Source organism: Streptomyces sp. NPDC098789 (genome assembly GCF_044759975.1).
Lineage (GTDB): Bacteria > Actinomycetota > Actinomycetes > Streptomycetales > Streptomycetaceae > Streptomyces.
In genome coordinates this window covers 1-19,541 of record NZ_JBIWAJ010000019.1, presented here as the reverse complement: position 1 = coordinate 19,541, position 19,541 = coordinate 1, and the positions used below count along the sequence as shown (strand labels likewise).

At 67.4% G+C, this 19,541-nt stretch carries 12 protein-coding genes and 3 pseudogenes; 11 read left to right on the top strand and 4 right to left on the bottom strand.

All coding sequences use genetic code 11. The annotated features are described in order from the left end of the window. The first annotated feature begins 31 nt into the window (after positions 1-31). The 3 genes from ACIQWR_RS31355 to ACIQWR_RS31345 are packed head-to-tail and all read left to right on the top strand — an operon-like array spanning position 32 to position 5,168. Positions 32-1,825, top strand: coding sequence for a carbamoyltransferase (locus ACIQWR_RS31355; RefSeq protein WP_404016471.1), 1,794 nt, complete (start codon positions 32-34; stop codon positions 1,823-1,825). Next, the gene (locus ACIQWR_RS31350; protein ID WP_404016467.1) at positions 1,822-3,576 is read left to right on the top strand and encodes a hypothetical protein; all 1,755 of its coding nucleotides are present in this window, start codon (positions 1,822-1,824) and stop codon (positions 3,574-3,576) included. Before ACIQWR_RS31355 ends, ACIQWR_RS31350 begins: the two co-directional genes overlap by 4 nt. Beyond that, positions 3,573-5,168: a hypothetical protein gene (locus tag ACIQWR_RS31345; protein ID WP_404016464.1), complete on the top strand. Its 1,596-nt coding sequence runs from the start codon at positions 3,573-3,575 to the stop codon at positions 5,166-5,168. The genes ACIQWR_RS31350 and ACIQWR_RS31345 overlap by 4 nt, the downstream gene beginning before the upstream one ends. Before the next feature lie 81 nt (positions 5,169-5,249). Here the strand turns inward: ACIQWR_RS31345 and rfbB are convergent, their stop codons facing one another. Together rfbB and rfbA are read right to left on the bottom strand one after the other, a co-directional pair. Continuing rightward, positions 5,250-6,224, bottom strand: a complete 975-nt coding sequence (gene rfbB, locus ACIQWR_RS31340) for a dTDP-glucose 4,6-dehydratase (protein WP_404016461.1) — start codon at positions 6,222-6,224, stop codon at positions 5,250-5,252. A gap of 62 nt (positions 6,225-6,286) precedes the next feature. Continuing rightward, a complete protein-coding gene (gene rfbA / locus ACIQWR_RS31335) occupies positions 6,287-7,156 on the bottom strand; it encodes a glucose-1-phosphate thymidylyltransferase RfbA (RefSeq protein ID WP_404016458.1) in 870 nt (289 codons plus the stop codon). 683 nt (positions 7,157-7,839) lie between these two features. Here rfbA and ACIQWR_RS31330 point away from each other — a divergent pair. The 7 genes and pseudogenes from ACIQWR_RS31330 (at position 7,840) to ACIQWR_RS31300 (ending at position 14,978) form a co-directional block, all read left to right on the top strand. Further along, the gene (locus tag ACIQWR_RS31330; protein ID WP_404016455.1) at positions 7,840-8,166 is read left to right on the top strand and encodes a polyprenyl synthetase family protein; all 327 of its coding nucleotides are present in this window, start codon (positions 7,840-7,842) and stop codon (positions 8,164-8,166) included. Positions 8,167-8,207: 41 nt separating this feature from the next. Further along, a pseudogene (locus tag ACIQWR_RS31325) lies at positions 8,208-8,552 on the top strand (polyprenyl synthetase family protein); the annotation flags it as partial. A gap of 220 nt (positions 8,553-8,772) precedes the next feature. Beyond that, positions 8,773-9,054: a hypothetical protein gene (locus tag ACIQWR_RS31320; RefSeq protein WP_404016696.1), complete on the top strand. Its 282-nt coding sequence runs from the start codon at positions 8,773-8,775 to the stop codon at positions 9,052-9,054. Further along, a complete protein-coding gene (locus ACIQWR_RS31315) occupies positions 9,042-10,157 on the top strand; it encodes a hypothetical protein (protein WP_404016675.1) in 1,116 nt (371 codons plus the stop codon). Before ACIQWR_RS31320 ends, ACIQWR_RS31315 begins: the two co-directional genes overlap by 13 nt. A gap of 105 nt (positions 10,158-10,262) precedes the next feature. Beyond that, positions 10,263-10,940, top strand: coding sequence for a hypothetical protein (locus tag ACIQWR_RS31310; RefSeq protein ID WP_404016453.1), 678 nt, complete (start codon positions 10,263-10,265; stop codon positions 10,938-10,940). Between the two features lie 445 nt (positions 10,941-11,385). Continuing rightward, positions 11,386-11,493, top strand: a pseudogene (locus tag ACIQWR_RS31305) (multiprotein-bridging factor 1 family protein); the annotation flags it as partial. 41 nt (positions 11,494-11,534) lie between these two features. Continuing rightward, positions 11,535-14,978, top strand: a complete 3,444-nt coding sequence (locus ACIQWR_RS31300) for a hypothetical protein (protein ID WP_404016693.1) — start codon at positions 11,535-11,537, stop codon at positions 14,976-14,978. A gap of 175 nt (positions 14,979-15,153) precedes the next feature. Here ACIQWR_RS31300 and ACIQWR_RS31295 read toward each other — a convergent pair. Together ACIQWR_RS31295 and ACIQWR_RS31290 are read right to left on the bottom strand one after the other, a co-directional pair. After that, positions 15,154-17,193, bottom strand: a pseudogene (locus ACIQWR_RS31295) (TerD family protein). A 694-nt stretch (positions 17,194-17,887) separates the two neighbouring features. After that, positions 17,888-19,159 carry a DEAD/DEAH box helicase gene (locus ACIQWR_RS31290; RefSeq protein ID WP_404016451.1) on the bottom strand — a complete coding sequence of 424 codons (1,272 nt, stop codon included), beginning with the start codon at positions 19,157-19,159 and terminating at the stop codon, positions 17,888-17,890. Positions 19,160-19,264: 105 nt separating this feature from the next. Between ACIQWR_RS31290 and ACIQWR_RS31285 the strand changes: the two genes are divergently transcribed. Next, the coding region (locus ACIQWR_RS31285; RefSeq protein ID WP_404016448.1) for a helix-turn-helix domain-containing protein at positions 19,265-19,541 on the top strand (277 nt) is incomplete at its 3' end.

Here is a 19,541-nt window from a genome sequence, read left to right as displayed (position 1 = left end):
CAGAGATCCGTGCTCCAGAGGAGACAGCGCAGTGATAGTTCTTGGTTACAACGGTTTCTCCCGCGCCGCCGACATCTTCGGCAAGCTCTACGGCTACACGCAGGACAGCGTCGATCGGCACAGCTTCCTCGGTCACGACGCGGCCGCGTCCCTGTTCATCGACGGCAAGCTGGTCGCCGCCGTCGAGGAAGAGCGCATGAACCGCCAGAAGAAGACCACCGCCTTCCCGATCAACGCCATGCGCTGGGTCCTCGACCAGGCGGGGCTCGACTTCGCCGACGTCGACTACTACGCCTTCGGCTGGCGGTTCAGCCCGGAGTTCGCCGACACCGCCATCTCCACGATCGCCGGTGCGCCGATTCCCCCCGAGTACAAGTTCAAGGCCCTCTCCGACTTCGGCGAGCTCTACACCGGCATGCTCGGCAAGACCGCGATCCTCCAGGACTTCGCCCGCAACACCGGCTTCGAGCTGGCCGAGGACAAGCTCGTCACGGTCCCGCACCACCGGGCACACCTCGCCTGCGGCCGCGCCTTCGCCGGCTTCGACGACGCCGCCTTCATCATCAGCGACGGCCAGGGCGAGTCGGACAGCGCCATCATGGGCGAGATCCGCGACGGCGAGGTGAAGGTCTTCGATCAGTTCACGATCGACTCCCAGAACTCCATCGCCCAGCTCTTCGCCGAGATCACCCGATACCTCGGTTTCACCCCGAACAACGACGAGTACAAGGTCATGGGCCTCGGTGGGTTCGGCGAGCCGCCGGCGCGGGAGGACAACCCGATCCTGAACCACGTTGTCTCCCTCGACGCCCCCGGACGCTACTCATTGGCCCTGGCCAACGACCCGCGTGGTCCCCGCGCCTACATCGCCCTCTTCGACGAGATCTTCGGCGGCAACGACGACAACCGCGGTGAGTTCGAGTACCAGGTCCGGGTCGCGAGCGCCGCACAGCAGGCCCTCGAAGTGGTCACCGCGCACCAGCTGCGCGCCCTCGCCGACGTCACCGACCTGCGCAACCTCATATACGAGGGCGGTGTGGCGCTCAACTGCGTCAACAACACCAAGCTCCTGGAGGAGCTGCCGTTCGAGCGCGCCGAGGTCAGCTTCGGCGCCAGCGACCCGGGCATCTCCATCGGCGCGGCAGCCCACGTCGTCCGCGAGCAGAACGTCCCGCTCGTGCCCGTGAAGACGCCCTACCTCGGCCCCGAGTACACCGCCGAGGAGGTCCTCGCCACCCTGGACGCCTACACCGACCGCGTCACCTGGGAGGAGCACGCCGACGGCGCGATCGTCGCGAAGACCGCCGAACTGCTCAGCGGCAAGACGGTCATCGGCTGGTTCCAGGGCCGTACCGAGTACGGGCCGCGCGCGCTCGGCAACCGCTCCATCCTGGCCAACCCGTCCCACGCGGACATGAAGGACATCATCAACACCCGGGTCAAGCACCGTGAGCCGTTCCGCCCGTTCGCCCCGATCGTCCTGGAGGAGAACGCGCCGAAGGTCTTCGAGATGGGCAAGAAGGAGCGCTCGCCGTACATGACCTTCGTGTTCCCGGTGAAGCCCGAGTACACGCAGACCATCGCGGCCGCCACGCACATCGACGCCACCTCGCGCGTCCAGACCGTGACGGACGACAGCAATCCCCGACTGGCCGAGCTGCTGCGCGAGTTCACCGCGCGCACCGATGTGCCGTGCCTGGTCAACACCTCCTTCAACGTCGCGGGCGAGCCGGTCGTCAACTCCCCGAAGGACGCGGTCGAGTGCTTCCTCGGCACCGACATCGACTTCCTGGTCCTCGGCGATTACCTGGTCACGAAGCGATGAGCACACCCACTGGAGCCGTCTGGCGCGCACGGACGGCGCTCGTCCTGGAAGCGGCCGGGGCGGTGGCCACGGTCGGCCCCGTCCTCGCCGTCATCGAGGTGTGCAGGGAACTCCTCGACGGCGACCCCGACGGCGGCAGGATCGGCCGGCTCGTCCTCGTGGTCGCCGCCGCGGCGGTCGTCGGGTTCGTGGCCCAGCTGGTGGGCCGTGTCCTGAGCAAGGAGGCGGGGGCACGTACCCAGGACACACTGCTCCTCGCGGTCACCGGCAGGCTGCGCGGCGCCCGCGCGGCCCGGCCGCTGCACGCCGCCTGGAAGGAGCACGGCACCACACTGGGCCGTGACATCGTCTCCATGGGCGTCATGGTGGGCCGGGCGGGGTCGGAACTCCTCTCGGCGGTCCTGGTGTTCGTCCTGTCGATCGGCTATCTGTTCTGGGTCGACTGGTTGATGGCGCTCATCACCCTGGCTCCGATCCTGCTCGGCTTCGCCGTCTTCGGCTTCATCTCCGCGCGCTTCTTCCGCGAGATGGCGAGCGACTACGCGGCGAGCATCAGCGGCATCGACGCGGTACGCCCCACCGTGGGCCTGCCGCGCCGCATCAACCCGGCCGGCACGCGGGCCGCGACCGCCGCCGCGACCCGGCGCTCCGCCGCCCGACTGGCCGACGTCACGGATGAGTTCAGCGAGTTCTTCCGGGTCCGCATCGGCTCGCTGCTGGGCGGCCGGGCGCTGGCCGAGATCGCCTTCTCACCCCTGACCGTGCTCGTCTTCGTCCTGTGCGGGGGAGCCCTGCTGACCCGCTCGGAGTGGCTGGCCCCCGCCGATCTGATCCCGTTCCTGCTGGTCGGCGCGGGACTGGCCGCACCCCTGCTGGCCATCACCTACTTCGTCGAAGAATGGGGGGAGGGCAAGAAGGCCGCGGCGCGCCTGAGCCGGTTCGCGTCCGGGAGCGTGCCGCCCGCGGCGGCCCCGGCGGCCCCGGCGGCCCCGGCGGGCTCCGCGGACGGGGCGGGCACCTCCGCCGCCGCGGACGGCGCGGGAACATCGGACACCGCGGACGGTGTGTCACCGGAGGCCGAGCCGGTCCCGGGCCCCGCCCTGGAGCTGCCCGAGCGCGGGGTGCTGACCGTCGTCGCCACCACCGACGCGGGCGCGGACTCGGTCATCGACCGGCTGCTCGCCGATACCCCCGCGGAGCGGCTCGCCGCGGTGGAGGCCGACCCGGCCGTCGTGATCGGCCCCATCGGCGCGTACATCACCGCCGACCGCACGGACGGGCGCACCGCGGAGGCCGAACGCGTCGCGCGCATCGCAGGCTGCCACGACACGATCGCCGCACTGCCCCGGGGCTACGACGCGATCGTGGGCTCCGAGGCGCCGCAGTCGTACCCCGAGCTCCAGCGGATCGCGCTCGCCCGGCTGCTCGCCACGGACCGCGAGGTCGTCCTGCTCGACGAGCGGGCCTTCCCCGGCTGCCCGGACACCGTCCGGGCAGCCGTTGCCGAACTGCGAGGCCGAGCGGCCGTGGTGGTCGTCGCCACCGGGCCGCCCGCGGTCCTCGACGGCGCTCTCGTGGTGACCGAAGCCGGGAAGGTGGTGGCAGCGGGCACCCACGAGGAGCTGACCGGTCCCGGCAGCCCGTACGCCGGGTTGCTCGACCCGGTCGGGGGGCCGCGCCGCGCTGCGGCCCCCGTGGCCCTGTCCACCGGGTCCGCAGGGTCCCCCGCGTTCCAGGAGGTGCCCCGATGAGGGCCGTGCTCGCTCGTTTCCTTCAGGTCTCGGGGAAACAGGGACTGACGTCGCTGTGCCTGTTCCTGCTCCTGGGCGCCGTCGTCCAGGGCGTCGCCTTCACCTTCGTGGTGCCCATCACGGAGGGCCTGCTCACCCCCGGTGCGGCGGCGCCCTGGGCCTGGATCGCCGCTCTCGCGGTCGTCGGCCTGGTGTACGCGGTACTGCACTACCGCAGCGTGCCCCTAGGCAACGAGCTGGGCGCCGAACTGGTGACCACCCTGCACAGGGAGGTCGCCGAGCACACGGCGAAACTGCCCAACCGCGCCCTCGGCGTAGCCCGTTCCGACCGGCTGGCCGCGCTCGACGGCACCGCGGTCGTGGTCCTGATGGGACTTCCCGCACATGTCATGCGGCCGATGGTGGCCGCGGCCGCCACACCACTGACCGTGATCGTCATCAGTGCCTTCGTCAACCTGAAGATCGCTCTGACGCTGGCGGCGGGGCTGATCGTGCTGGCGCTGTGCTCCCTCCTCGTGGCCCGGCTGCTGTCCCGCAGCGAGCAGCCCGACGGGGCGGAGTGGCTCCGCCGGAGTTACGAGGAGCAGGGTGCGGGGCGCTCGGGCGGCATCCTGGCGAGCGCCACCGGCGAGGTGTTGCTGTGGCGGGCGGTCGAACTCGCCGCGTGCGGCGCTGTCGGCGCCTGCGCGGCGGCCGTCTCCGGCGACGGGCTCTCGGGAACCAAGGGCGTCGCACTGATCGTGCTGTCGGTCCTCACGTACCGGCCCGTGATGGAAGCCGTCCTGCTGACCAGCACCGTCATGAACGCACGCGAAGTGATGTCCACCATCGGCAAGTTGCTGGACACCGGGGAGTCCGGGTCGCAGGAGGTCCGGCCGGGCGCCGACTGGCCCGACAGCACCGACCTCGTCTTCGACGGCGTCAGCCTGCGGGTGGAGGGCACGACCGTGCTCGACACGGTCTCGTTCGAGATCCCGGGCGGTACGACCACGGCGCTCGTCGGAATCCCCGACGGCACCCGGCTGCTGCTCGGCGACCTGCTGACCGGCGACGTCACACCCACGTCCGGGCAGGTGCGCATCGGCGGGGTGGACGTGAGCGCCCTCGCCCCGTCCGTCGTGGAGCGGCACATCGCCCGGGTCCGCCCGCAGGACGCGGGGCACACGCGGGAGGAGGCGAGCCGGCTGCTCGAATCCTTCCCCGACCGGCTGGCGGACCGGCCCGGTGTACAGGACGGGCTGAACCGGCTGCGCGCCGCGGTGGCCGCGCAGGACATCGCTTCCGAGCCGCTGACCGAGTCGCTGACCGCGCCGTCCACCGAGCCGTCGACCGAGCCGCTCTCCTCGGAGGACCGCTGGCGGCTGGCGCTCTTGTGTGCGCTGGCCGGCGATCCGTCCCTGGTGGTGGTGGACGCGACGGCCGGTACGGACCCGTTCGCCGCCGACCCGCTGCTGGCCGCGCTGTTCACCGGGCTCTCCCAGGACCGCACGTGCTGGCTCCTGACGGGAGTCGGGGGCGAACTCCCCGCGTGCGACCGGCTGGTGGAGGTCTCGGGTTCCCGGTCCACCGCACGCATCGCAGTGTCGAGCTGAAGGAGAGGAGGGGGCCGGGTCACAGCCTTCACGGCTGTGACCCGGCCCCCTCCTCGCGGAAGCGGGGCGAGACCGGCGGGACTATGCGGCGTCCTGCCAACGACCGTGGTGCCGGCGGTACCAGTCGACCGTCGCCGCGAGCCCCTCGTCGAACTCCACCGCGGGCCGGTAGCCCAGGGTGTTCGAGATCTTGGAGATGTCCATCGCGTACCGCCGGTCGTGACCCTTGCGGTCGGCCACCCGTTCCACCATCGAGCCGTCCGCGCCGAGCAGTTCGAGCACCCGCTCGGTCAGCGCGCGGTTGGTCAGTTCCGTGCCGCCGCCGACGTTGTAGATTTCCCCGGACTTTCCGCCCGCGGCCACCAGTGCAATGCCCCGGCAGTGGTCGTCGACGTGCAGCCAGTCGCGAATGTTCTCGCCGTCGCCGTAGAGCGGAACTTTCTGTCCGGCCAGCAGGCGGGAAACGAACAGCGGAACAATTTTCTCCGGGTACTGGTACGGGCCGTAGGTGTTGGATCCCCGAGTGAGGCACACCGGCAGCCCGTGGGTGCGGTGAAAGGCGAGCACCATCAGGTCGGCGGACGCCTTCGACGCGGCGTAGGGGGAATTAGGGGCGAGGGGCTCCTCTTCCGTCCACGGCTTTTCGTCGGCGTCCAGGGAGCCGTACACCTCGTCGGTCGACACATGGACGAATTTGCCGATCCCGGCGTCCGATGCGGCGGTCAGCAGTGCCTCCGTCCCCAGCACGTTGGTCCGCACGAATTCCCCGGCCCCGGATATGGAACGGTCGACATGGGACTCGGCGGCGAAGTGCAGGACGAGATCCATGCCCCGCATCAATTCCGCCATCAGTCGCGTATCGCAGATATCGCCTTCGACGAAGCGCAGGCCGGGGCTCGCGGACACGGGTGCGAGGTTTTCTCTGCTGCCCGCGTAGGTCAGTTTGTCGACCACCGTCACCTCGGATCCGGCCAGCTCCGGGTAATTGTTCTGCACGGTCTGCCGGACGAAGTGCGAGCCGATGAACCCGGCACCCCCGGTGACAAGTATCCGCATGGGCCACCTCTCAGTATGGAGTCAGTGGAAGATGATGGAGTCGGTGGAAGATGGGTGAGAAATCAGCTGTGGTGGGAAATCTCCATCAAATACTTTCCGTAGCCCGTCTTCGCCAGCTGACTGCCGAGTTCGTAGCACGCCGCGGCGTCGATGAAGCCCATGCGGAAGGCGATCTCCTCCAGGCATGCGATCCGTACGCCCTGGCGCTGTTCCAGCGTCTGGACGAACTGCGAGGCCTGGAGCAGCGAGTCGTGGGTACCGGTGTCCAGCCAGGCGAATCCGCGCCCGAGGTTGACCATCCTGGCCCTGCCCTGCTCCAGGTAGACGCGGTTCACATCGGTGATCTCCAACTCGCCGCGCGGCGAGGGACGCACGTTCTTGGCCACGTCCACCACGTCGTTGTCGTACACGTACAGACCGGTGACGGCCAGGTCGGACCTGGGTGCGGCCGGCTTCTCCTGCAAGGAGATCAACTGCCCGTCGGCATCCACCTCGCCGATGCCGTAGCGCTCGGGGTCGCCGACCGAATAGCCGAACAGTACGCAGCCGTCGAGATTCTGTATCTCCGCCTGGAGCAGTCTGCCGAACCCGGGGCCGTGGTAGATGTTGTCGCCCAGTACGAGCGTCACCGGATCGGAGCCGATGAAATCGGAACCGATGATAAAGGCCTCGGCGATTCCGTTCGGCTCCGCCTGCTCGGCGTACTCGATATTGATTCCGAGCTGGCTGCCATCGCCCAGGAGCTCCTGAAAGGCGCCTAAGTGCTGGGGCGAGGAAATGATGAGAATGTCCCGGATCTTACCCAGCATCAGTACCGAGAGCGGGTAATAGATCAACGGTTTGTTGTACACCGGAAGTAATTGTTTCGAGACGGCGTGCGTTAATGGGTATAACCGGGTGCCGGTGCCTCCGGCCAGAACTATGCCCTTCATGCGACCACATTTCCGTAAAGCGCTGGAGTAATGGGGTGGGGAAAGTCGGTTCGGTCCGCATCGGGCACTGCCGCTGACGAAGTCTCTCAAAGCGGCCGTCATGTGCTCAGCGCGACTTGATCTTTCCGTTGCTTGAATGCGAGCGTAGGGTTCTTGATCGTCGCTGTCAACGTGACCTTGGACTCTTCCCCGGCCACCCGCGCCACACCAACTCGTCGTCTCTCCGGTTAATTTGACATCCGTGTTTCCACTCCCTCGCCTTCCCGCGGTCGGGGTTCGGCGGGACGCGGTCGCGCCCCTTCAGGACAAGTGGTTCACGTCGCGCCGGATTTCTCTCCGACTCCCACTCCAGCCGAGCTTCTTCGGCGAGTACTCCCGGTCCTCACACGTCGGCTCGGTGGCAGCGGATACGCGTGGGGCGGAGAGGGTGATGCGCCCCCGGTGTGCGCCCGTGCGCACCGGGGGCGCGTCAGCGTTCCATGTGTGTGCGTGTGATGGCCGGGGATGTCTGGAGGGCTTTGGTGATCTGCCTGCCGAGGATTCGTGACGCTCTCGCCCGATTCGGGAGCCGATTGAAGGGTGACGTTGATGATGGCCGGTTCGGCTGGTGAGCCCCGTCCGGGGGCCGGCACCCTGCGCGAGGGCACGGAATGACGACGTCGCCACGTACCGTGCCCCCGGGCGTGGACTTGGACGGCGTCCGACGGGAGGTCGATTCCCTGCTGGGTGGCTTCCTGGCGGGGCAGGCGCGTCTCGCCGAGGACAGTCGATTGCCCGACGAAGTCGTCCGGACCCTGGGCGAGTTCCTGGGCGCCGGCGGCAAACGCATGCGGCCTCTGCTGTGCGTGACCGGCTGGCACGCGGCGGGCGGCCGAGGTGAGGACGCCGGGGTTCTCCAGGCAGCGGCCTCGTTGGAGATGTTCCACGCCTTCGCGCTCATCCACGACGACGTCATGGACCGCTCCGAGGCCCGCCGGGGGCGGCCCGCCGCTCACCGCGTCATGGCCTGACACCGCGCCAGCTCCACCGGGTCCTGCCGGTACTGCGAGCCATGCGCACCGAGGTGATGTACGGGCAGTACCTCGACCTGCTGGCCGCCGGGCGAGCCGACCCGGACACGGAGCGGGGCCTGACGATCGCCCGCTACAAGACAGCCAAGTACACCATCGAACGCCCCCTCCACATCGGTGCTGCCCTCGCCGACGCACCGCCCGGCCTGCGGGCTGCCCTGACCGCCTACGCCATCCCCCTCGGCGAGGCCTTCCAGCTGCGCGACGACCTCCTCGGAGTCTTCGGAGACCCCGAGCGGACCGGCAAGTCCAACCTGGACGACCTCCGCGAAGGCAGGTCCACCGTGCTGCTCTCCCTCGCCCTGCGCTGTGCCGGCCCGGCCCAGCGCCGCGAGATCCACCGACTCGTCGGTCGCCCGCGCCTGGACGAGGACGATGCGGCCCGGATCCGTACCGTCCTCGACGACACAGGAGCCCGCGCGGAAGTCGAACGCATGATCACCGCACGGTACCGACGGGCCCTGCACGCCCTGGACGCAGTGGCCCTCCCCCTGCGGCTGCCACCACTTTGCGCCAGATCGCCCGGACCGCTGCGGAAAGGACGTCATGAGCTCCCTGCCCACCCACGGCGACCTGGTCGGCATCCGCCTGGGCCTGGGTCCGGCTGTGGGACGACTCCCACGGCGCCTTCGACCTGGAGATCTCGGCGCCGCCCTACGCGGCCGCTCCGCCGCACTGGACTACGGGGTCATCGAGTGGACGTGGCGCGGAACCCTGCGCCGCGCATTGCCCGGCATGCCCGTCCCCGTCCGCATCATCGAGTTCGCCGACGACGGACGCATCCGCCGCGAAATCGACTACTGGGGTGGATCACGATGGCATCGCTGACGTCACATGACCCTTCGTCGGCCCAGGACGCCTACCTCAGCCGCGGCCCCTCGACCATGCTGTGGGACGGGACGCTCCTGAGCGAACTGCGCACGCCCCGCCACGGCCTCACCGAACGGCCGCGCCCCTTTCCCGTGCAGCGCAACTACTTCCACACCGCGGCGATGGAGGCCAGCGCCACGTGGCTGCGGGGGACCGTCGCCCTGGAGACGGGGGAGTACGAGCGGCTGCTGAGCGAGGACGTCGGCGGCTTCGTGTCCTGGGTCTACCCGGACGCCACGGCACGCCAGATCCGGACCCTGTGCGACTTCCACCACTGGGCGGTCTGGCTGGACGACCTCATGGACCGGAAGTCCACCCTGGCCACCAGCCTGTCCGCCTGCTCGGTGCTGGAATCCCTCGGCACCTCCGAGTTCCTCCCCTTCGACGACACCCTCGGCCGCATGCGCCGCCTGGGCATGAGCGAGCGGTGCGCGGTGCGGTTCACCGAGGCCATGCGCCTGTACGGGGCGTCCTCGCGCGAGGAGGTCAGGGCCAGGGAGGGCGAGAGGCGGTTCTCCACGCTGGCCGACTACATCGCCAACCGGCGCGCGTCGGCCGCGATGCCCGTCTACTTCGCGCTGACCGCCTGGATCTCGCGCGTGGACCTCCCCGAAGAGGTCCACGGCCATCCGCTGGTCGTGCAGTTGGAGAACTGCTGCAGCGACTACTCCTTCCTCTACAACGACGCCGGCTCCTTCATCAAGGAGCACCTCGCCGGGCGCGGCGGGGGGACCTTCGTACGGCTGCTGTGCCAGCAGCTCGGCCTTCCCGTGCAGGACACCCTCTACGAGGTCGCCGACATGGCCGCGGCCGCCGCGGACGACCTGGAGGCGGCCAGCGACCTCATCGACGACTGCGACCTGCCCGCCGAACAGCGCGAACAGCTTCACCGCTACGCCGACGGCCTGCGCAAGTTCACCGGAGGCGTCAACCACTGGAGCAACCGGACCTCCCGTTACCTCATAGGACAGCCCATGGGGGACACCCCGGCCACCTCCCGGGCCGGAGACGCCCACGGCCTCCGCGACGGCTCCGCACGACCGGCGGTCGGCAACCGATGACCCCGGCGATCACCGACCGCTGGCGACCGCCCACCAGGCCGGCGTCACTAGCGGCCCAGGAGGCCTTCGACGTACGTGTCGAGCACTACCAGGATCGGAGTCGGCATGTCGGTGTTCGCTGTCCTGTTCCTCGCCGCGGCCGTCCTGTTCTCCGTGGCCATAGTGCTGTACCTGCGTGTGGGGTTCAGACAACGCTGTGCCCCCGTCCCGCTGACCGCCGTCGCGGGCTGGGCGGCCTGGGACGTCATGCAGGTCCTCGGCTTCCTCCGGACCTTCGGCCTGGAGTACTTCCTCGAACCCGGCTTCTTGGTCGTCGAGGGTCTTCTGCTGTACCTGTGCTTCGCCCACCGCGCACGCCACCGCCCCGCCGGGGCGGCGCTCGGGTCGCTCGGATACGCCCTGCTGGTCTTCGTCCTGTCCTGCGCGGCCATCGTCGGCCTCAGCGGCCTGCTCGACGATCCTGGGGGGCTCATCGGCGTATCCCTGGTCGCCGTGCTGTTTCCCGCCATGGTGGTCCTTGAACGCATGAGGGGACACCTGCGGGCGGGGCAGCAGCCCGTCGCGGCCGTCCTGTGGGCCGCGTCGATCACGCTCGTCCTCGTCGCCGTGGTGGCCGATCCTCCGTCCGGTTCCCGATCCGGCCCGACCGTCGTGGTCTGCGCGAGCGTGCTGCTCGTCTCGGTCGCCTACGCGTGGGTGGTCGTGACGGCCGGTGCGAAGGGGCAACGGTCCGCACGATCGCACGAACCACTGGCCCACAGAACTCCTACGAGGGGGCGTTGATCAGGTCGTCCGGCGCGGACCCGCCCGGCCCGGACAGCGGATTTCACCGCTCCAGAAGAAGCCGAGCTTCTTCGGGGAGCAGCTGACCAGAATGTTCTTCGAGTGCTGGTGGTACAGGAGTGGCCCCCCCCTCTGACCAGCGGAAACATGGATGCGGGGCGAGAATGGGCGGAGGCTGGCCCGCGAATGGCCCGGATCTTGGTCTGTGCTGATCGGGCGGCCTGCATGATGGCGGGTCGGGCGCTCTGCGGCGCGCCCGCTTCCAGCAAGGGCAGCCCCTCTACCGGTAGGTGACGGCAACCCGGCGCATCCGCCTGGGGTTCGTTGCGCTGGCAGGGACGCGGCTGGGTCTCGGCCGGCCGCGGCAGTTGGCGGGCGTCGGGATCATCCCGTCTGCGGTCCCGGCCCTGGTGTCTCCCTGACGCGTGCGCGTAGATTGTGATGCGTGGAGCATTTCCCCTCGTGGCTCATAGCCGCGCGCAAAGCCATGGGATGGTCACAGCAAGATCTGGCGCTGCGCGTCGGAGTGACACAACCGCTCATTGCGGAGTGGGAGCGCGGGAAGTTTGGGATGCCGATGTCCTGGCGCGGAAGGTGGGCACGCTGGCCTCTGACGCCGCAGTACGAGTCGTCGACAAGTATTTCCCTGGCCAGCGCGAACCGTTTCTCGGAATCGCCGAGCCCTCACCCTGGGAGACCGCCGATGAGGCCTTCGGCAGGTTCGGGCAAGGCGACCGATTCTCGCACCGTTGGGACCTCGTGGGCCGAGATGTCGAACTGGGGCAGATCGCTGCATTCGTCCGTGGCGATTCCCCTGAAGCGTCTGCCATCGGCTTGGTCATTGCCGCAGCGGGAGCCGGCAAGAGTCGTCTGCTGAAAGCAGTCACCCAGAGCATCGAACGGCCTGAGGAAGGCGTTCCTGCCATGTCGGTCCGGGTGGCTCCCCGTGAGCCCATCGCGCCGCAAGCGTATGAACTCTTGCCCCGTTCACCTGGCCTCCTCCTTGTCGTAGATGACGCGCAAGACCTCGGCGAGCAGCTGCGCTCCGTCCTAGCTGGTGTTCGCCGCGAGCGCCCCGAAGTCAAGATCCTGCTTGCGACTCGCCCCTACGGGATGCCCGCCGTTCGGGAAGCCCTGCGTGCCCTCGGCATCGACCACACCTCGATCCCCACCTGGCTCCTGGGGGAACTCTCCGTCACCGAGGCCGCAGCACTGGCAACGGAAGCTCTCGGTCCCAGCAAGGCTCATCTCGCCCTCGTGCTGGCCCGTGCTGCAAAAGACTGCCCCTTGGTGCTGCTGACTGCAGCAGTACAGCTCCGCGACGGCACGCTGAGTACCTCTGTACTGAACACAGACGAACACATCCGACGTCAGCTCAGCGACGCCTTCCTGCGCACAGCCGTTCCCGCCTCTGCGATCCCAGACACCCGCCCTCGCGATGTGCTGCGGGCGATCGCCCTTCTTCAGCCCTTCCGGGAGGATGCCCCTGACCTCCGGGCCGCCCTCAGCGGCATCACGGGCCTTCCCTTCTACGATGTCGCACCTCACATCCAGGCCCTCGAGCAGGCTGGCCTGCTCCTTCGTCGAGGTTCGTCTCTTCGAATCGTGCCAGACCTCCTCGGTGACGCAGTCCTTGGCGAAGCCGCATTCCTCCCTGCCACGGGCTCCTCCACCGGTTACCTAGAACACGCCCACGCATTTCTCGGCGATAAGCATGAACCCCTACTCCACGCGCTGATCAACACCAGTCGGGTTGAATGGCAGTGGCGTGTGGACCAGGCCCGAACGAGCGGCCTTGTCGAACCCCTCTGGTCCGAGGTAGCTGGCTCCATTATTCGGGCTGACCCCGTGAGGCAAGTGCAATGCATGGCTTTTCTGCGCCAGGTCGGAGTCTTCCAACCTGAGCGAACTCTCGCCCTGGTGTGCCAGCTATACGATCGTGATCCTGGAGCCGCTCTGCGTGGCGCGCTGCCTCCAGTTCTCGAAGCGGTGGCTCATGATCCCGGGCATACCGAAGAAGCCTGCAATCTGCTCTGGGCCTTCGGCAAGGACGATGCACGCACCCTCAACGCACACCCTGACCACGCCCTGAGAATCCTCACGTCGCTTGCCTCATACGAGGTTGGCAAGCCGCTCACGCAGCAGCGGACCGTCATCCGCGCTGTCAGCCGTTGGGTAGCCGAAGCAGAGTCATCCGTTCACCCTCGGATGCCCCTCGAACTGCTCGATCCCGTATTCGCATCCGAAGCCGAGTCCACGACGCAGGAGGGGTGGACTCTCACATTTCACCGGATCGCACTCTCAATGGAATCGGTCTGGGAAGTCCGCCGCCAGGCACTCGATCTGCTTTTTCGAGAGTACGAACAAGGAGATGCCCGGCGGTCCGCCCGAGCGGCGCTCACCTTCGAAGAAGCCCTCCGTGGCACCCACGGGGCAGGCGAATCGTACGTAACCCAGCTGCTGAACGAATTGCGCGACCGCACGCGTTCGGCCAACCCCGGACCCTTGGCCGCTGTCGCAGTACAGCAGGCTGTCGAATGGAATTTCGCGTACGGCTCTGACGACAACAGACACGCAGCCCGTGAGGTCGTTGAGGCCCTTTCCACATCGACCGCCCACGACCTCGCCACCGCCCTCCACACCAGCTGGTGGACCAAAATCCGGCGTAGCCGTCACCAGGACGACGCCGCGGACGAAGAGCTCTGGGACGCTTGGCTGCGTGCCACTGCCGAGGCCACCAACCCGCAGCCGGCCGAACAGATCTGGCAAGAGATCCGCGCCGTACTCTCAGATGGGTATGACGTGTTCGGATATCACCCCGAGCACGCCCAGCCGTTTCTCTCCCACCTGCTCGACAGTCGCCCGGAGCTAGCCCTCTTGATCTGTGAAGACGTGGCGGATTGTCCGGAACGCGTACAGCAGGCTGTGCTCCCCAGTGCCTTGGCCGCCCTGCTTCGCACCGATCCGGAACGCGGCATCGAAACGGCTGATGCGCTCACCACGACCGGGCGGGCTTCGCTCAAGCGCGCCGTGGCCACCGCGCTCACGGAACGCCGACCAGGCCACCAGGTCCCGCCGGAGGCGCTCACCATCCTCGGCAAGGTCCTTGCAGGCGATTCCGACCCTGTCGTACGACGGCTGGTCATTCAAGCCGCAGGTGTACTTGCCCGCAGGGACATGGCCGCGGCGGTCGACCTGGTCTGTGCACCCCCCTTGCTTGGCTCCGCCGAGGTGGCGGAGGAAGTTGCCAGAGCGATCACCTTGTACGAGTGGCTGTCCTGGGAGGACCTCCCAGCCGATCGGCGCTCCAGCCTGCTTGACGAGTTGTGTCTCCTTCCGCGTCTGGACGACTATCAGATCCAGAAGCTGCTGGGCCGTCTGTCTTCCGACGAGGTCTTGACGTTGCTCATGGCCCGTGTTGAGTGGGCTGAGCAGACGATGGACCACATTGCCGGGTACGCCCCCCTGCCGTACAAGTGGCACCTTCCGCTGGATCTCTCCACGTCGCCAGGGCGCATCGAACGCCTCCAGCGAATTGTCGAGTGGACGGCTCAGCCGCAGCCCGGATCCCGCCTCGCTGCCCGTCGTGCCTTCTATGCTCCCGGCCTCTTCCGGACTGCGGCCCAGCCTATAGAGCAAGAGGTGAAGCAATTTCTTCTTCGCCACCTGGGATCCGACGAAGAACGAGAGAGGCAAGCCAGTGCTGTCCTCCTGCAAGCGCTGGGGCGCGACGTAGTCTGGCAAGACCCAAGTTTTGTCCGGGAGGCCCTCCGGGCAACTGCAGCAGCATCCGACGAGCTCGTCCATCTCGCCGAAAGTGGACTGCGCATCGCGATAACTGAAGGAGTCCGCACAACCACTCCGGGTGAGCCCTATGCCGAGGACGTCGAAGCGCGGGACGCTGCGGCACGCATCATGTCCACCTGTGAACCGGGATCTCCTGAATACCGCTTCTACCGCTCGGTGAACGAGTCCGCGCAACAGGAAATCCGGTGGACCGTGGAGCGCGACATTGAACCCGACCACCGCACCTGGTGATGTCGACATTGTGCTGCTCTCACAGTCGCATCTTGAACAGTGCCCTAACTCCAGCGAATTGGGCCACGCGATGGGTCTTGCCGGATTGTTAGGTTGGCGGTGCTTCCTCCGGTGGGGTGCCGGGCAGCGTTGTGGCGCCGACGCGCCGCCAGCGCATGCCAGCCAGCTCGTCGATTCAGGAGTCGACGTCGATACCGAAGTCGACGGCGAGGCCCGCCAAGCCGGTGTCGTAACCCTGGCCGACGGCGCGGATCTTCCAGCACGTTGTGTGGCGGTATAGCTCCACCGCGATGGCGACGGTCTCGCCTGACGCGAAGGGCTCCGGAGAGAAGGACAAGGTGCTGCTGGAGTCCTGGGTGATGTCCGCCCGCTAGGTGGTCTGATGGTTGAAGACTGCGGTGGGTTCTGCTTCCCGATCGATGCTCACGATGACGTTGATGCGGCTGACGTCGGCGGGGACGCATTCCAGGTCGGCGGTGATGGTTTCTTCAGCGGCTCGAACTCCGTCTTGGAGAGGATGGTTGTAGAAGACGAGATCGTGGTCGTCGCGGACCTTGCCGTTGTGTGCGAGGAGAACCGCAGATACGTCGACGGGTGCGCCGGCAGTCGTGATGTGCACAGAAACAGGCCCTGTCTGAAGCGGGGCGTTGGCTCCCTTGGCCAGGTGCCGGATCTGCCCAATCTCGTCCCTGCCCTGGCTGTGCTCCTGTCGGAGCGCGGGGATGCCGAATAGAGGAGGGGACGGTGCGGGGGAGACGCTGCTGTCGGTGAGGTAGGAAATCGCGCGCTGAAGGATGGGCCAGCCTTCGGCTTCCTCGCCAGGCCAAGGCCAGGCCAGGCGCTGGGTACCGAACTGCTCGGCATTGGGCGGTTCGCCGAGCGCCTCCTGAAGCTGGAGGTAGCGCAGGCTCTCAGAGGCAAGGCAGCTGAGCTGCCATTGCCGTTTGGCTTCTTCTGGGCTATCCATCATGGTGTCGTGATCGACGGATTTGCCGCCCAGGGCCTGATAGACGCTGCGTGCGAAGTCGTAGCCGTCGCCATGGAGCAGGCGCGTGGGGCGCTCCTGCTGGGCCGGTGCTGGCTCACCGATGGCGGTGTACAGGGCCTCCAGCTCCCCGCCGGTCCAGTGATTGGCCGCGGTCGTGGCGAACTGGGCGAACTGGATCAGGGTAGGCGGGCGGCCCTTGGCTGCAACGAAGCGGTGGTGAGCGTGGGCTACGTCTTCCAGCTCAGTACGCCAGCGCTGCTGGAGGTAGGCGTCGAGATGCTTGTCGGCCCAGGCCCGCCGGTGACGGGTGACGACGTCGCGTACTCGTTCGAAGCCTTCGCGGCGGGTGGCGAAGCCGATGCTTGTCGCCATTGTGACGGAACCGAAGGACGTGTCAGCACTCAGCTGAGTGTCCTTCGTGATGGTCTCTTCCGGACCGAGGTGCTGCTCGGCGTTGCGCAGGTCCTCGAACAGGCCCGGGTCGATCGGGCAGCCGGCGGCCTGCAGCGCGGTGAGTGGCCGACTGTAATAGTCGGCGACCCGAGACAAGGGCGCTCGGGAGTACGGGCCTTCGCAAACGAACCAGGCCGTAAGTGCAACCCCGTGCCAGAACTCCACGGCCGGGCCGAAGGCATCGGCCATCACTTGGTGAGGCAGGGGATTGCTGACGATACTGCGGGATTGGCGTTGCAACGTCATGGACGCCCACAACTGGTCTACCCGCTCATTCACGACAGAAGGCAGGACATGCCGGTACAGCTGGGGAGTGGGCCCGCGGTCGTCGCCGGACAGAGCGATGATCTCCTGGTCGACCAGCCCCCACAGAGACCGCATTCCTGGAGCATGCACGGCGTGGGCCTGGTCGAAGGCCATCCACCACTCACGCAGAGCCTCCTGCCGTTCTTCAACAGGGGAGAGGGACGAGGCGCCTCCGAGGAATGCTGCGAGGACAGCATGGATCTCGTCCTCCGAGATCCCAGCTTCGGCAGCCATGTCTGCTGCTTGGGATGCCATACCTACGTACAGGCGCGGTTCGGGCAGCGCGGTGATGACTTCCTCGTCCGCATGAGGGGGTGCCTGGAGGTAGTCCAGTACGGCCAACCAGTCGCCTGCGAAGTATCCGGAGACCACTGGCTGCAACCCGCGCGTCAGCACACGACGCGCGAGCGGTGTTCCCCTCTTCGCCTTCTTGGCGAAGCCCTCTATCAGCGGCTGGAGCTGAGTCATGCGGTGGCGGGCGACGAGCCGGGTGAGGTCGCCGGCGGCAAGTGAGTGCATCAGCTGAAGACGCGCACCTTGCTGTCCGCCCCGGTCCAGCGCGTGCCAGCCGCCACCAAAGCGGAAGCCTGCGAGTACATCGCCGTCGAGACCCAGATGGGCGAAGCGTTCTTCTACCCCGGACCACAGCTGACGCTGTTCCTCGGTCGAACCGACCGGGCCTGCAGCGCGGATACGGACAGGCTCCATCAAGGTCTCGAACAAAGGGATCAGCAACGCCCACAACAGCACGGTGTCAGCGTTCCCCACTGCGCTGATGTGGATGTTGTCGTCTGCTGCCATCGTAAGGGTGTGAACGGGGCGTTGATGTATCAGATGGGGCAGGTTCACGGCACCTGCCTTCAGCGATAGCTTCTGCGGGAGGTACCAGGCACCGCGCTGCTGCTGTGCGTGGACCCCGAACGCTGTCGTACAGAGGGTTCGCTCCTCGGGCGTGAGCCCCACGACCTCGACGAGGTCCGACACCTGCGTTCCGTTGCGCTGGATGACAGTAGCCACTGTCTGGCCATTGAGGGCGGCTGTCAGGAGCCGAGCCGTGAGCGCGTCGAGACTGGCGAATCGCTCTTGCTGCCCTGCAGCTGACTCCAGGGCCAGGGCGTCAGAAGTAGTTGCGTCAGTGGCTTGCTGCCACCACCCCGGCTGGTTACTGGCCACTGGTCAGCCTCCGTACGTATTCCACGAACTGCTCGAACGGCATGGGGGTCGCGGTGCTCTGTGCGTACACCGCGTAGCGTTGGGCCATCAGCTGCAGTTCCCGCTCCGCCCGCCTGGCCTCCACACGGTCCAGGCCGTGCACCACACGCTGCTCGACACGCCCCTGTTCGTACAGCACGAACGCATCCATACCGGCCGGGGCAGCAGAAGACTCCGCACTTCCGTCACGGTCGCTGGCTTCGATCTCTTCCAAGAGCGCAGAGGCGTCGATCAGCGGAGCGTCGAGCAGAACCGCCGGATCCATGTCGTTGTCGATACACATCGCCTCGAGGTGTTCTCCGAGGCCGAGCTCGGCATGGCAGACCACGTCCAGGTACTGCTCGTCTGCCGGCCGGCTGGGGTGACGCAGGACGCGCACGCCGCGCCCGACGAACTGGTAGAACTCGCCGAAGCTGCCGTACGGCCGTACGGGCACGACCACGCTGATGGGCGGGAAGTCGTAACCCTGGCCGAGCATCCGTAGCTGCACGATGCCCTGGAGGTCACCCGAGTCGGATTCGAATCGGCGTCGGGTTGCGGCGATCGCCGAGGCCGACATGCTGTGGTGCAGGGTGCCGCAGGGAATGCCGTGAGCCTCGGCTATGCGCGCGATCTGCTGGGCGTGGGCCTCGCCCATCGCCGAGAACAACACCCGAGGTTTGACCGGAGCGAGTAGCTTGGCCTGCGCATCCAGACAGACCCGCGTCACGGCCATCACCTGCCGGATCGGGGCGTCGGACTGTGCAGTGATCCGAGCCATCTTCCTTTCGTTGCCGAGTGCCGCCAGCAGCGCTTGGCGCCCCACGATCTGTTCACGCCGCCCGTCCGGCCATACGGCCTCGTACACCGTCGCCGCCGTATCGGGGGAGAACCTGTGCACCCTTAGGTTCTTCGCCGAGCCGTCGGCGACGGAGTCCACCAGCCTGTAGCGGTAGACGACGTCGGCATCGATGGGCCTGCCGTCCAGACGCTTGAAGCATGCCGACATCAACAGGGTCCGAGCATGCCGGAAATGGGCGAACAGGCGCTGGTAGGAGTTGCTGGCAGCGATGTGCGCCTCGTCCACAACGATGAAGTCGACATCATCCGGATCCAGCTTGGCCAGCAGATCCCCGGGCTTCTCTCCCGTACCCAGAGCATGGAAGTTCGTCACGAGAATGTCCGCGGCCAGCAACCGCTCGCGGCTTACCTGGCTGATCTGGGTCTCGTCCGCATCCAGCACCAGCGTGTCCGGAGGACACGCACCGGGCAGCAAGGGCCCGTTACTGAGTTTTGCGGTTTGTCGTCGGGTGGTGACGGTTCATGATCCCTGCGGTATGTCGGAGGTATGCGTTATCCGGAGGGTGGGGGCCTGACCGCTGAGCGTCGGGCGTTTCGTGAGGGGATCCGGCGTGAGGCCGGGGTGCGGTTCGCAGCGGGTGAGAAGACCGTGGTGATCGCGAAGGATCTGCGGGTGAGTGTCCGCTCGGTGGAACGCTGGCGCCATGCCTGGCGCGAGGGCGGCATCGATGCCCTGCGCTCCGCGGGCCCGGCGAACTCCCCGACCATCACAGATGCCCAGTTCGCCGTTCTCGAAGACGAGCTCGGCAAGGGCCCCTCAGCAC